11 protein-coding genes are annotated in these 12963 nt (G+C 62.1%); 1 reads left to right on the top strand and 10 read right to left on the bottom strand.

Features of this window, described 5'->3' with window-relative positions:
- Positions 1-24: 24 nt before the first annotated feature.
- From N8H74_RS25735 to gabT, 3 genes are all read right to left on the bottom strand, one after another.
- The gene (locus tag N8H74_RS25735; protein ID WP_027616181.1) at positions 25-513 is read right to left on the bottom strand and encodes an Lrp/AsnC family transcriptional regulator; all 489 of its coding nucleotides are present in this window, start codon (positions 511-513) and stop codon (positions 25-27) included.
- A 46-nt stretch (positions 514-559) separates the two neighbouring features.
- Complete coding sequence (locus N8H74_RS25730; protein WP_262151298.1) at positions 560-1216, bottom strand: 2-haloalkanoic acid dehalogenase; 657 nt, start codon at positions 1214-1216, stop codon at positions 560-562.
- Between the two features lie 96 nt (positions 1217-1312).
- Positions 1313-2605: a 4-aminobutyrate--2-oxoglutarate transaminase gene (gabT, locus tag N8H74_RS25725; RefSeq protein WP_217833455.1), complete on the bottom strand. Its 1293-nt coding sequence runs from the start codon at positions 2603-2605 to the stop codon at positions 1313-1315.
- Positions 2606-2890: 285 nt separating this feature from the next.
- Here gabT and N8H74_RS25720 point away from each other — a divergent pair, with 285 nt between their 5' ends.
- Positions 2891-3817 carry a glyoxylate/hydroxypyruvate reductase A gene (locus N8H74_RS25720; RefSeq protein ID WP_262151295.1) on the top strand — a complete coding sequence of 309 codons (927 nt, stop codon included), beginning with the start codon at positions 2891-2893 and terminating at the stop codon, positions 3815-3817.
- A 591-nt stretch (positions 3818-4408) separates the two neighbouring features.
- Here N8H74_RS25720 and N8H74_RS25715 read toward each other — a convergent pair.
- The 7 genes from N8H74_RS25715 to N8H74_RS25685 all read right to left on the bottom strand — a co-directional run bounded on the left by N8H74_RS25715 (position 4409) and on the right by N8H74_RS25685 (position 12962).
- A complete protein-coding gene (locus tag N8H74_RS25715) occupies positions 4409-5491 on the bottom strand; it encodes a tartrate dehydrogenase (RefSeq protein WP_217834182.1) in 1083 nt (360 codons plus the stop codon).
- 26 nt (positions 5492-5517) lie between these two features.
- Positions 5518-6975 carry an NAD-dependent succinate-semialdehyde dehydrogenase gene (locus tag N8H74_RS25710; RefSeq protein WP_262151293.1) on the bottom strand — a complete coding sequence of 486 codons (1458 nt, stop codon included), beginning with the start codon at positions 6973-6975 and terminating at the stop codon, positions 5518-5520.
- Between the two features lie 177 nt (positions 6976-7152).
- The gene (argE, locus tag N8H74_RS25705) at positions 7153-8310 is read right to left on the bottom strand and encodes an acetylornithine deacetylase (protein ID WP_262151291.1); all 1158 of its coding nucleotides are present in this window, start codon (positions 8308-8310) and stop codon (positions 7153-7155) included.
- On the bottom strand, positions 8307-9461 hold the full coding sequence (locus N8H74_RS25700; RefSeq protein ID WP_262151289.1) for an FAD-binding oxidoreductase: 1155 nt from the start codon (positions 9459-9461) through the stop codon (positions 8307-8309). The genes argE and N8H74_RS25700 overlap by 4 nt, the downstream gene beginning before the upstream one ends.
- Positions 9458-10834 carry an FAD-dependent oxidoreductase gene (locus N8H74_RS25695; RefSeq protein ID WP_262151287.1) on the bottom strand — a complete coding sequence of 459 codons (1377 nt, stop codon included), beginning with the start codon at positions 10832-10834 and terminating at the stop codon, positions 9458-9460. Before N8H74_RS25695 ends, N8H74_RS25700 begins: the two co-directional genes overlap by 4 nt.
- The gene (locus tag N8H74_RS25690) at positions 10816-11124 is read right to left on the bottom strand and encodes a (2Fe-2S)-binding protein (protein ID WP_217834177.1); all 309 of its coding nucleotides are present in this window, start codon (positions 11122-11124) and stop codon (positions 10816-10818) included. Before N8H74_RS25690 ends, N8H74_RS25695 begins: the two co-directional genes overlap by 19 nt.
- Positions 11121-12962 carry an ABC transporter ATP-binding protein gene (locus tag N8H74_RS25685; RefSeq protein ID WP_262151285.1) on the bottom strand — a complete coding sequence of 614 codons (1842 nt, stop codon included), beginning with the start codon at positions 12960-12962 and terminating at the stop codon, positions 11121-11123. Before N8H74_RS25685 ends, N8H74_RS25690 begins: the two co-directional genes overlap by 4 nt.
- Between the last annotated feature and the right edge of the window lies 1 nt (position 12963).

Raw genomic sequence — 12963 nt, 5'->3', positions numbered from 1 at the left:
GTTGATAACTCGGCGCCAGAGGGGTCAGTGCCGCAGTAACTTGCGCAGCGGCACGCCATCCTTGAGCACGGGGGATTTGATGACGATGTAGCTGAAGTACTTGGAGATGCCGATGTTCTTGTCCAGCAGGCTTTCAATCACTTCCTGGTAATGCTGGATACTGCGGGTCATGAAGCGCACCAGGTAGTCGTAACCACCGCTGATCAAATGGCATTCGAGGACTTCATCGACAAGGCGGATGTTGGACTCGAATTTGGCGAAATCTTCGCGTTTATGGTCGCTAAGGGTGATTTCGGTGAAGACCGTCACCGACTCGGTAATCTTGGCCAGGTTCAAATGCGCCTTGTAGCTGGAAATGTAGCCGGCCGACTCCAGCCGTTTGACCCGTTGCAGACAGGGGCTGGCCGATAACCCTACGGCATCGGCCAGGCTGACATTGGTCATGCGCCCGTCCTTTTGCAGCTCAACCAGGATGCTGATGTCGATGCGGTCCAGTTTGACTAAACCTTCCATTGCGTACCTCGTGACTGCCGTTTTGTAAGACAATCTTCTAGCAAAATCAGCGCCGCAATGACAGCTGATGCTGAGCGACCAGATCGGCCATGCTGTTGATGCAGTAGTGCGCAGCGCATGGCGTCGGTTGTTTGACCCGTTCGCGACCGATCAGGCACACATCGGTAATCGCCTGCCGACGAGCTGATGGCCGGGTCACCAGAAGGATCTCGGCGGGTTCCAGCGCGTTTGCCTTCAACCAGTCGACATCCTGCAGCGGGTCGCAGGCCAACGAGATGAAATCGTCCGCGACAATCCCCAGGCGCTCACACAGCCCCCCTCGATCCTCGACATCCCGATCGCCCGTCACCAGCAGGCGATAGAACTTGCGCAAGTACAACATCGCTCCGGGAGCGTCCTCGAACAACGACCAGCCAGCCGCCGAGCGGGCGAAACTCATGCCCTCCTCCCAATTGACTTTCAACGCCCAGCGCTCAGCCAATTGGCGGTGGGCAAAACACAGTAATCCACTGAAGCCTAGCTCAGCGAAGCGCGGATACAGCGCCCACACCACCTCACGATATTCGGCCAGCACCTGTTCCTTGTCCGGGCGCCCGCCCCGGCTGTCGAGCAGCGGTTGCAACGCCGCCCAGACCCCCGAGTCGCGATCGACCAGGACTTCATCGCAATCGATGAGCAGCGCTCGATAATCAGTCAGCCCCATGATGTACACAGCCTCCGATGATGCATTCCATCAATCCATGCGCCATAAAGGTTCACGGACGATGCCTTGCAGCAGCGCCCGTGAACGCTCAGGACGTCAGTTCAATACCCGTGCCAGAGCCGCTTGCAGAATCTGCAGTGCCTCATCAACCTGTGCCTCGGTAGCCACCAGCGGTGCGAGGAAGCGCAGCACGTTGCGGTACACGCCGCACTTGATCACCAGCAGGCCACCCTTGCGCGCCTCATCGATCAGGCGTTGGTTCAGGTCGGCGTCCGGGGTGCGCGCCTCGTCGTTCTTGATCAACTCGATCGCCAGCATGAACCCGGTGCCACGCACGTCGCCAATCTGCGGGTGGCGACTCTGCAAGCGCAACAGCCCCTGGCGCAGTCGCTCGCCCAATGCATCACCGCGCGCCAGCAACTGTTCCTCTTCGTACGCATCGATGACTGCCAGTGCCGCCGCGCACGACAACGCGTTGCCGCCGTAAGTCCCACCCAGCCCACCGGGCAATGGCGCATCCATGATCTCGGCCCGGCCGACCACACCGGACAACGGCAGGCCACCGGCCAGGCTCTTGGCCACGGTCACCAGGTCAGGCTGGATGCCCGCATGCTGGAAACCGAACCACTTGCCGGTGCGACCGAAACCGGTCTGGATTTCATCGAGGATCAGTACGATGCCATGCTTGTGCGTCAGCGCGCGAAGCGCCTGAAGGAACTCAGCCGGGGCCGCGAGGAAACCACCGTCGCCCTGCACCGGCTCGATGATGATCGCCGCGACCCGCTCCGGCGCGACCTGAGTGGCGAGCAGTTCGTCCAGTGCCTTGAGCGCGATCTCGCTGGTGACGCCGCGATAGGCATTCGGATACGGCGTGTGAAACACCTCCGGCGCAAACGGCCCGAAGTTCTGTTTGTAAGGCTGGCTCATGCCGGTCAGCGTGGTGCCGAGCAAGGTCCGTCCGTGGAAACCGCCACGGAAGGAGATCACCGCCGAACGATTGGTGTGCGCCCGGGCGATTTTCACCGCGTTCTCCACGGCCTCGGCACCGGAGGTGAAGAACGCAGCTTTGTACGACTCTTTGCCGCCAATCATTTCGCACAGGCGCTGGGCCAGATCCAGATAAGGCTTGTAGGCCACCACCTGGAAGCAGGCATGGGAAACCTTTTGCAACTGCGCCTGAACCGCCGCCACCACTTTCGGGTGGTTATGGCCGATGTTCAACACACCGATACCGCCGACGAAATCCAGGTAACGCTGGCCGTCCACGTCCCACAATTCGGCACCTTGGGCGCGATCGATCACCAACGGATGAGCGGTCACCAGGCCCCGCGGCACGAATTGATCGCGCTGACGGAGCAAATGAGGGGTTTGGTCGACTTTGCTGTTCATGGCATTTCCCATCGTGAGTGCGGCAGCCCGGAATGACTGCATGAGGTATGTGCAGATGGTGTCCAGATTAAGGCCTGCACGAAACGAACTACGCCGAACTTGCCCCCTGAGAAATTCGGATCAACTGTTTTCACCCTGCCAAACGGCAGATTCCTTCACCCCGTCGAATCTGCCGCCATCCTGCTTATCCGACGTGGTGCGACCCGTTTAATCCGACGCTTTCAACAGATCCTGCTCCAGCGTTGCGCGATGATGAGAGCACTTTCAACCCTCCAGGAATTGACCATGGCCCTGCTTTACAAAGCTGACCCCGTGCGCGGCGAACAGTGGAAAACCCTGTTCGCCGAACACGCCCCGGATATCGAATGGCGCGCCTGGCCGGATATTGGCAACCCCGAGGACATCGAGTACCTCGCCGCATGGCAGGCGCCGGATGATCTTGAAGCATTGCTGCCGAATCTGAAGGTGCTGTTCGCCTTGTCCGCCGGGGTCGATCAACTGGACCTCGGCCGCATCCCGCAACGTCTTCCAGTGGTACGCCTGCTCGATCCGGGCATCACCCGTGGCATGTGCGAATACGCCAGTTTTGCCGTACTGAGCCTGCACCGGGACATGCTGCGTTATCGCCAGCAGCAGATAGCCCGCTGCTGGCAGGCGCACCTGCTCCAGCCGTCGCATAAACGCCGGGTCGGTGTGATGGGCCTCGGCACTCAGGCGCAACAAATTCTCGCCACCCTGCAACCCATGGGCTTTGCACTGAAGGGCTGGGCGCGCAGCGCGCATCATATTGAAGGAGTGGAATGCTTTGCCGGGCGCGAGCAACTGCCGGCGTTTCTCAGCCAGTGCGACATCCTGCTGTGCGTGCTGCCCCTGACTGAACAGACTCAGGGCATTCTTGATCGCGAACTGTTCCGCCAACTGCCCCGCGGCGCGGCACTGATCAACATGGGCCGTGGTGGGCATCTGGTGGAAAGTGACCTGCTGCAGGCATTGGACAACGGACAGCTCAGCGGCGCCGTACTGGACGTTTTGCAAGAAGAACCGGCCCCGGCGGACCATCCATTCTGGAGTCACCCGCAGATTCTGCTGACCCCGCATATCGCGGCGATGACCCAGCCTGAAAGCGCGTTTGAAGTGTTGCTGGAGAATATCCGACGATTCGAACGCCGCGAGCCCATGGTCGGCCGGATCGACCGCGCCAAAGGTTACTGATCCAGATCCCAATAACTTGCTTCCACAGAGCAAAAGAGCAAAAGCCCCTCACCCTAGCCCTCTCCCGGAGGGAGAGGGGACTGATCGGGGAGGCGGTGAAGAATATGTACACCCGCCAGAACCCGGTCGGCCCGAAGGCCGCCTTCACGGGCAAGCCCACTCCCACAAAAGCAAAAGCAAAAGCAAAAGCCGTCCACCTCCGCCCCTCACCACTCAACACAATGAGCGTTAGCTCGAGTACCGCTTTTGATCTTGCCGTGCCGGCCCCTTCGGCAGGCTGAGTGGAGGGATTTATCCGGGGGTGGGAGCGCAGCGACCGTTTGGCGCAGCCAAACACATCGAGAGGAGGTGCAGCGAAGCAAACCGTAGGCGATGCCCCCGGATGAATCCCGCAACGAAGGAACCCCGAGCCCCAGCGAGGGGCCGTACGCCGGGGCCCAGCGTTTTGGTTCCTTTTGGGCGTTTGCAAAAGGGACTCGCTGTAAAAGCGAAACCGCCAGCCGCAACACCCGAAGCAACGGATATTCACCCAAAACCCCAAGAGCCTGGTCGGCCCAAAGGCCGCCAAGGCCCCAGCCCCAACACAAACCGCTAACTCAGAGAATCGGCAATCGCCCTGCCAACATCCTGAGTAGACCCCCTCCCCCCCAAATCCGGCGTAATCGGCCCCTCGGCAATCACCCGCTCGATCGCCCGCAAAATCCCGTCATGCGCCGCGCGATAGCGCTCATCGCCATCCCCGAGAAAATCGAGCATCAACGCCCCCGACCAGATCATCGCAATCGGGTTGGCAATGTTCTTCCCATAGATATCTGGCGCCGACCCATGCACCGGCTCGAACAACGACGGAAACCGCCGCTGCGGATCAAGGTTGGCCGACGGCGCGATGCCAATGGTCCCGGCACAGGCCGGGCCGAGGTCGGAAAGGATGTCGCCGAACAGATTCGACGCCACCACCACATCAAACCGATCCGGTTGCAGCACGAAGCGCGCGCACAAAATGTCGATGTGCTGTTTGTCCCAGGTGATCTCCGGGTACTGGGCTGCCATCAACGCGGTGCGCTCGTCCCAATAGGGCATGCTGATGGAAATCCCGTTGGACTTGGTCGCGGCCGTCAGGCGCTTGCGTGGACGAGTCTGGGCCAGATCGAAGGCGAACTTGAGAATGCGGTCGACACCACGCCGGGTGAACACCGATTCCTGCAACACGAACTCATGCTCGGTGCCCTCGAACATCTTGCCACCGACCGAGGAATACTCGCCTTCGGTGTTCTCACGGATCACCACAAAATCGATGTCGCCCGGCTCACGTCCGGCCAACGGGCACGGCACGCCGGGGAACAGCCGTACCGGACGGATGTTCACGTACTGGTCGAAGTCGCGGCGGAACTTGAGCAGTGAGCCCCACAGGGAAATATGATCCGGCACCTTGTCCGGCCAACCCACGGCGCCGAAGTAGATGGCGTCGAAACCCTTGAGCTGTTCGAACCAGTCGTCGGGCATCATCTGCCCGTGTTCCAAGTAGTAATCGCAGTGCGCCCAGTCGAGCACTTCGATGCTCAGATCCAGCTGCCATTTCTTCGCGGCCTGCTCCAGCACCCGCAGCCCTTCCGGCAAGACTTCCTTGCCAATGCCATCGCCGGCAATCGCGGCGATCTTGAATACCTTGCTCATCAGTTGTGGCTCCCCGTGTCTGTGAATTACAACCCGCCGATGTGGAAGGCTTTGACTTCAAGGTACTCATCCAGGCCGTACTTGCTGCCCTCACGGCCCAGGCCCGATTGCTTGATGCCGCCGAACGGCGCGACCTCCATGGAAATGATCCCGGTGTTGAGGCCGACCATGCCGAACTCCAGCGCCTCGCCGAAGCGCCACGAACGGCGCAGATCCTGAGTGAAATAGTAGGCACCCAGACCGAAAGGCGTGGCGTTGGCCAATGCGAGGGCTTCGGTTTCATCAGTGAAGCGCATCAGTGGCGCCACGGGGCCAAAGGTTTCCTCGTTGGCCAGAAGCATGCCGGCGTGGGCCTCACCGAGCACCGTGGGTTGTACAAACTGGCTGTCGCCATCGGGTATGCCGCCGCACAGCAGTCGCGCGCCCTGACTCAGGGCATCGTCGATGTGCCGGGCGACTTTGCTCACCGCCGCTTTGTTGATCAACGGGCCGATGGTCACGTCTGTTTCCAGGCCATCGCCGACCTTGAGCTTGCCGACTTCCTCGACCAGACGTTGAGCGAAGCGCTCGTAAATGCCGTCCTGCACCAGGATCCGGTTGGCACACACGCAGGTCTGCCCGGCGTTGCGAAACTTGCTGAGCATGATGCCGGTCACGGCCTGCTCAAGGTCCGCATCGTCGAAGACAATGAACGGCGCGTTGCCGCCCAGCTCCAGGCTCAAACGCTTGATGTGTTCGGCGCTCTGGCGCATCAACAAACGGCCCACGGCGGTGGAGCCCGTAAAGGAAATCTTGCGCACCGTAGCGTTGCCGGTCAGTTCTTCACCTATGCCTGCCGGCATCCCGGTCAGTACATTGAACACCCCGCCCGGAATCCCGACACGCTCGGCCAGCACCGCCAGCGCAAGCGCCGACAGCGGTGTCAGGTCTGAAGGTTTGACGATGATCGGGCAACCTGCCGCCAGGGCCGGTGCGCACTTGCGAGTGATCATCGCGTTCGGGAAATTCCATGGCGTGATCGCCGCACAGACGCCCACCGGTTGCTTGAGGGTCAACAATCGGCGGTCGTTGCTGGGGGCCGGCATGGTTTCGCCGTAGACCCGCCGCGCTTCTTCGGCGAACCATTTGACGAAACCTGCACCGTAGCGGATTTCACCCTTGGCCTCGTTGAGCGGCTTGCCCTGTTCGCAGGTCATGATCAGCGCCAGATCGTCGAGGTTGTCGATCATCGCCTGATACCAGCGCTCCAGTAGCGTCGCACGTTCGGCGGCCGGTCGCGCCCGCCAGGCCGGCCAGGCCTTTTGCGCCGCCTCGATGGCGCGCCGGGTTTCGCCGCCCTGCATCGCCGGTACGCGGGCGAGCGACTGACCGCTGGCCGGGTCGATGACGTCCAGCGTCGCGCCGTCATCAGCGGCGATCCACTGTCCGTTCACATAGGCGAGTTCTGCCAGAAGGCTGGGGTCTTTCAAACGATTCTTGAGCATGGTCGAGTCCTGATCCGAGACAGGGTTTCAGTCTAGGGAGACGCTACGGATGAGGATGCTGAAAGCGCTTTGCGGACAGTGTCGGATGCTGAAATTGGCGGTGGAACGGCAGATTCATATCTATGCGCCAAACGCCAATTTCAGTGGGCAGGGCCTGCGCTGCGAGGAGCGGGTTCCTCAGTGTTTGAGAGACCCAAGCAAGCCCTCAAGAAACCGCTCGCCCGCCTCCATCTGACTGATCTCGATAAACTCGTCCGGCTTGTGCGCCTGCTCGATCGAGCCCGGGCCGCAGACCACCACCGGCACATCCAGACGATGATTGAACAACCCGCCTTCGGTGCCGAACGAAACCTTGGCCGTGCCGGTATCCGGTGTCGCAAAGTTTTTCAGGAAACGCACCGCTTCGACGCTCGGATGAGTATCGAGACCGGGGTAGACGTTGACGGTTTCGATCTCGATGGCTGCCACACTGGAGAGCTTTTTCGCTTCACGCACGATCACTTCGGCGCGCTCCTGCATCTGCGCCAGGATCTGCTCCAGATTATCCGCCGGCAGATTGCGCACTTCGAAATCCACGGTACACAGGTTCGGCACGATGTTCAGCGCACGACCGCCGCCGATCTGGCCAACATGTACGGTGGTGTAAGGCACGTCGTAATCGGCATCCCGGGCACCCTGCTCTTGCAGTTGTCGCTGGCTCTCACGCAACGCCGCGATGAAATCACAGGCCACATGGATCGCATTCACCGAATGTGGCGCCAGCGAAGAATGCGCCTCCAGCCCCCGGCAATAGGTCCGGTACGAGCCCTTGCCCTTGTGCCCGAGCACGAACTGCATGTTGGTCGGCTCACCGATCATGCACAGGAACGGCCGGACTGGCGCCAGGTGCAACACGTCCAGCAAACGCCGCACGCCAACGCAGCCAATTTCCTCGTCATGGGACAACGCCAGTTGCAGCGGACGACTCAGGGAATGCCCGGCGGCATCGAGCATCGCGTCGATGGCCAGGGCGATGAAGCCCTTCATGTCGCAACTGCCTCGTCCGTAAATCCGGCCGTCCTGCACGGTGGCCTGGAACGCCGGAAAGGTCCACGCCTGCCCCGCCGCCGGCACCACGTCGGTATGCCCCGAGAGCAAGACTCCCGGCAACGCTTTCGGCCCGGTGCTGGCGAACAGGTTGGCCTTCTTGCCGGTTTCGTCCTTGACGATCAGCGACTCGATGCCTTGGGTCAGCAACAGGTCACGCACGTATTCGATCAGGGCCATGTTCGACTCCGAAGAGACGGTGTCGAAAGCCATCAGCCGTTTGAGAATCTCCAATACACGGGGTTTCATGAAGCTTTGCTCCGTTGCTCGGCGAAGGGGGCGAACCGGCGAATCGAAAATGGCTCGATCGAGGTGCTGGTGCTGCCGGTGCTGATCAGCTCAGCCATGACATCGCCGACACCGGGGCCGAGCTGGAAGCCATGACCACAGAAGCCGAAGGCATAAAACAAACCATCGACGGTGCCGCTTGGCCCCATCACCGGCAAGGAGTCCGGCAGATAGCCCTCGATGCCGCTCCAGACCCGAATGATGTTCAGGTTGCCGACACCCGGCAGCAGGCGGCGCATCTGGCTGATCTGGTTGAGGATGCTGCGCGGCTCGACATAGGCCCGACGGTTGAGCATGTCCGGTTTGCTGCGATAACCGCCGCCGATGACGATGTTGCCGCGCGGAATTTGGCGGAAATAAATCACCTCCTCCGGGATCTTGGTGTACACGCCAATCACCGTCGGCAAGGCATAGGGCACCGGCTCGGTCACGGCCATCTGCGGGCCATTGGTGTCCAGCGGCACTGGTTCGCCAAACTGCCCGGACAGTTTCTGCCCCCAGGCTCCGGCGGTAATCAGCAATTGAGCCGCGCTGAACTGGCGACCGTCGGTGGTGCTCACGCTGAACTCGCCGCCGACCTTCTGCACCTCGGCCACTTCGGTCTGTTCTTCGATGCGCGCGCCAAGGCGCCGGGCCGCTCGGGCAAATGCCGGCGCCGCCAGACGCGGGTTGGCGTGACCGTCGTGGGGCGCGTAGGAGCCACCCTTCACGTCCGGCCCGAGGAACGGAAAGCGCTGATGCAATTCGGCACCGCGATAGATTTTCAGGTCCAGTTGCGCCGCTTCGGGCGCGGCGGCGTAGGCCTCGAGTTCGGCAATTTCGTCTTCGCGATAACACACGCGCATGTGGCCGCTGGCGATGAATTCCAGGTCATCGTCGATCAACTCCGGCAGCCGCTTCCACAGCGCAAAGGAGCGATTGGCCAACTCCAGTTGCCCCAGGTAGCGACCCTGGCGGCGAACGTTGCCGAAGTTCACGCCGCTGGCGTACTGACCGATCTGGTCGCGCTCCAGCAGGATCACCGACTTCCCGCGACGGCGCAGGAAAAACGCTGCCGCCGAGCCCATCAGGCCGCCACCGACAATCAGTACATCGGCTTTTTGTGCCGTCATGGCGAGACCTCCTCGGTGAGCATCGATAGCGGTTTAACCGGTGCCTGACCGCGTTGGCGGCCAACCTGTTGCACGCTGACACCGGCGGCTGCCGCGATGACTTCAGCCCCTGCCTGGGAGCAATAACGGCCCTGACAACGGCCCATGCCGACCCGGCTGAACGCCTTGGCCCGATTGACTTCGCAGGCGCCCTTTTCACTGACGGTGCGGCGCAGTTCACCGGCGCTGATCATTTCGCAGCGGCAGACGATCGCAGTATCAGGCAAGGCCCTGGCTTGTTCGGCCGGCCATGGAAAGGCCTGGGCCAGACCAAGGCGAAACTGATCCATCACCGCCAGCGCCTTGCGCTGCTCGTCGCGCAGGCCCGCGTCCAGCGGTTTTTGTTGGTCTTCCAGCAACGCCATCGCCACCAGCCGTCCGGCGTGTTCGGCGGCGTCCGCGCCACGAATCTTCGCACCATCCCCGGCGGCATATACACCACTGACCGAGGTGCGGCCCTCTTCATCCACCGCCAGCCACCACTGGCCGGACGCTTCGTCAAAACGCATGCGGCAACCGGCCAGATCCGCCAACTGGGTTTCCGGACGCAAGTGATAACCGAGCGCCACGGCGTCGCAATCCACGGTCAGCGTTTCGCCCTTGGCCGTGCGCACGCGCACACCGTTGACACCGCTGGCCGCGTCCCCCAGCACTTGCTCGGGCTTGATCCCCAGATGCACCGGGATCTTCGCCTGATACAACTGCGCCAACAGCTTCATCCCGGTCAACAGCACACCGGGGCGCGCGAGCATTTTCGGCAAGGCGACGATGCGTTTGCTCAGCGGTGAAGTGTCGAGTACCGCCGCCACATTGGCACCGGCCTTCAGGTACTGGCTGGCGACCAGATACAGCAACGGGCCGCTGCCCATGAACACCACGCGATGACCGATCGACACGGCCTGAGACTTGAGCGCAATCTGCGCCCCGCCAAGGCTGTAGGTGCCCGCCAACTGCCAGCCCTCGATCGGCATCAAGCGGTCAGTGGCGCCGGTGCAGAGGATCAGCGCGTCGTAATCCACCGTCGAGTGTTTGCCCTGACTGACGCAGCACAGTTGTTTGGGGATCAGGTTCCACACCAGCGTATCCGAGCGGTAGTCGATGCGTTCACGCAAGCGGTCGAAGCTGTCGTGCAGATCCCGCGCCTTGGCGGCCTCGCTGCCATACAGCGTGCTGTAGTCACGAGTAAAGCCTTCAGGCTGGCGTCGGTAGATCTGCCCGCCATCGCGACGGTTTTCATCGATCAGGATGGGTTTGAAACCCGCCTTCACCAGTGTTTCGGCACAGCGAATACCGGCCGGCCCGGCGCCGACGATCACTATCCGTGCAGTGGCCATTTCGCCTCCGGTTGTGTGGTGACGATATCCAGTCCTTCGCGGACTTCGTTGGAGCACGCACGCAGGCGCTCACCGCTACGGGTCCAGACCCAGCAGTCCTGGCAGGCGCCCATCAGGCAGAAACCGGCGCGCCGACCGGAATCGAACTCAGACTGGCGCAAGGCGTTGCCCTGGGTCAGCAATGCCACCATCAGCGTATCGCCCTTGAGCGCCTCGATGGGGACGCCGTCCACCGTCAGACTGACGGTGGCCCGGCCCTGCTCGGCCAATCTCACAAATCGCCCGCTCATGCATAGGCTCCCTGATTCAAAGTGATCAAATCCTGCTGGGTTTTGCGCAACTCGGCGCTGTCGTGGTGGCAGAGGATTTCACTGCCACCGTCGATCACTCGCCGACTCGGCGCGGTGCGGTTGCACAGGCCATCGACCCGCACCGGGCAACGACCGAGAAAGGTGCAAAGTTCTGCCACATTGGCCTTGGGGCCGATCGGCGGCAGTTCACCGCACGTAGTGCCGCAGTTCTCCAGCCAGCCCTGGCGCAGCTCGGGCACCGAATGAATCAACAGATCGGTGTACGGGTGGAACGGTGCCTGGGCAAACGACTGTCGGCTGCCGGCCTGAATCTTGTGGCCGCTGTACATCACCACAATGTCATCGCACAGGGCGCGCACGGTGGAGATGTCATGACTGATGAACAGATAGGAAACCCCCAGTTGCTGACGCAGGTCGCGCAGCAGTTCGAGGATCGCCGCACCGACCACGGTATCCAGCGCCGAGGTCACCTCGTCGCAGAGGATCAGATCGGGTTTGGCCGCCAGCGCCCGGGCGAGGTTGACCCGTTGTTTTTGCCCACCGGACAATTCGCTCGGGCGACGCTCGGCCAGGCTTCGCGGCAAACGCACCAGATCCAGCAGCTCGCCGATCCGCTCGCGCAACGCCGCGCCTTTCAGGCCGAAGTACATCTTCAACGGACGGCTGAGAATGGTGCTGATGCTGTGCATCGGATTGAGCGCGGTGTCGGCGTTCTGAAACACCATCTGGATGCGACGAAACTGCTCGTCGGTCCGCTCGCAGAGACTGCCGCCCAGCGGCTGACCGTCAAAGGTCAGACCACCCAGGGCCGGGGTCAGCAACCCCGCGACCACGCGTGCCAGGGTCGACTTGCCGGAACCCGACTCACCGATCACCCCGATGGCCTGGCCCCGGCGCACGGTCAGGTCGATGTCTTCCAGCACGCGGATCGCCGGCATGCCCTGGGTGTTCTTGTTGCCGTAACCGGCAGTCAGACCTTGAATGGTCAGCAGCGGGGTTTCTTCGGCAATGCCGCAGGGCGGACGGATTGTCGTGTCCGGTCGCGCAGCGGCCAGCAGGCTGCGGGTGTACTCGTGGGTCGGCCCCTTGAGCAGCGGCGCCGTGGCGCTCTGTTCGAAGATCTGACCACCGTTGAGCACGACGATCTGGTCGGCCATCTGCGCAACCACCGCCAGGTCATGGGAGACATACACCGCTGTCGCGCCACGCTCGCGAACCACCCGTTTGAAGGCTCGCAGCACGTCGATCTGAGTGGTCACGTCGAGGGCCGTGGTCGGCTCGTCGAGGACGACCAGCAACGGGTCGCTGATCAGCGCCATCGCCGCCATCACCCGCTGCAACTGCCCGCCGGAAACCTGGTGCGGGTAACGCTGACCGATGTGATCCGGATCCGGCAGCGCCAGATCGCGGAACAGCCCAATGGCCTTGGCCTCAAGCGCGACGCGGGTGCCCAGGCCATGAATCAACGCGCCTTCCACCACTTGGTCGATCAGTTTCTTCGCCGGGTTGAACGCGGCCGCAGCGCTCTGCGCGATGTACGACACCCGGTTGCCGCGCAGGCTCTGCAATTGCTGTTCGCTCAACGCCAGCATGTTGTGTTCGCCGACCTGCACCACACCGCCGGACAACCGGCAGCCCCGCCGGGCATACCCCAACAGCGCGAGGGCGATGGTGGTCTTGCCGGAGCCGGACTCACCGATCAATGCCAGCACTTCGCCTTTTTCCAGGGCGAAGCTCACGCCTTTGACGATTTCCGTTTCGCCGCGCTCGCCGCAGGCGACGACTCGCAGGTCTTCAACTCGAATCAATTCACTCATT

Origin of the sequence: Pseudomonas sp. B2M1-30 (assembly GCF_025447575.1) — a bacterium.
In the GTDB taxonomy this organism is placed as follows: domain Bacteria; phylum Pseudomonadota; class Gammaproteobacteria; order Pseudomonadales; family Pseudomonadaceae; genus Aquipseudomonas; species Aquipseudomonas botevensis.
The sequence above is the reverse complement of the archived record's forward strand: the minus strand, read 5'-3'. Positions and strand labels throughout refer to the sequence as shown.

What these genes read in the sequence shown, in the direction of transcription:
- N8H74_RS25735 (WP_027616181.1), bottom strand. Translation starts at nt 513, where the DNA reads ATGGAAGGTTTAGTCAAACTGGACCGCATCGACATCAGCATCCTGGTT.
- N8H74_RS25730 (WP_262151298.1), bottom strand. Translation starts at nt 1,216, where the DNA reads ATGGGGCTGACTGATTATCGAGCGCTGCTCATCGATTGCGATGAAGTC.
- gabT (WP_217833455.1), bottom strand. Translation starts at nt 2,605, where the DNA reads ATGAACAGCAAAGTCGACCAAACCCCTCATTTGCTCCGTCAGCGCGAT.
- N8H74_RS25720 (WP_262151295.1), top strand. Translation starts at nt 2,891, where the DNA reads ATGGCCCTGCTTTACAAAGCTGACCCCGTGCGCGGCGAACAGTGGAAA.
- N8H74_RS25715 (WP_217834182.1), bottom strand. Translation starts at nt 5,491, where the DNA reads ATGAGCAAGGTATTCAAGATCGCCGCGATTGCCGGCGATGGCATTGGC.
- N8H74_RS25710 (WP_262151293.1), bottom strand. Translation starts at nt 6,975, where the DNA reads ATGCTCAAGAATCGTTTGAAAGACCCCAGCCTTCTGGCAGAACTCGCC.
- argE (WP_262151291.1), bottom strand. Translation starts at nt 8,310, where the DNA reads ATGAAACCCCGTGTATTGGAGATTCTCAAACGGCTGATGGCTTTCGAC.
- N8H74_RS25700 (WP_262151289.1), bottom strand. Translation starts at nt 9,461, where the DNA reads ATGACGGCACAAAAAGCCGATGTACTGATTGTCGGTGGCGGCCTGATG.
- N8H74_RS25695 (WP_262151287.1), bottom strand. Translation starts at nt 10,834, where the DNA reads ATGGCCACTGCACGGATAGTGATCGTCGGCGCCGGGCCGGCCGGTATT.
- N8H74_RS25690 (WP_217834177.1), bottom strand. Translation starts at nt 11,124, where the DNA reads ATGAGCGGGCGATTTGTGAGATTGGCCGAGCAGGGCCGGGCCACCGTC.
- N8H74_RS25685 (WP_262151285.1), bottom strand. Translation starts at nt 12,962, where the DNA reads ATGAGTGAATTGATTCGAGTTGAAGACCTGCGAGTCGTCGCCTGCGGC.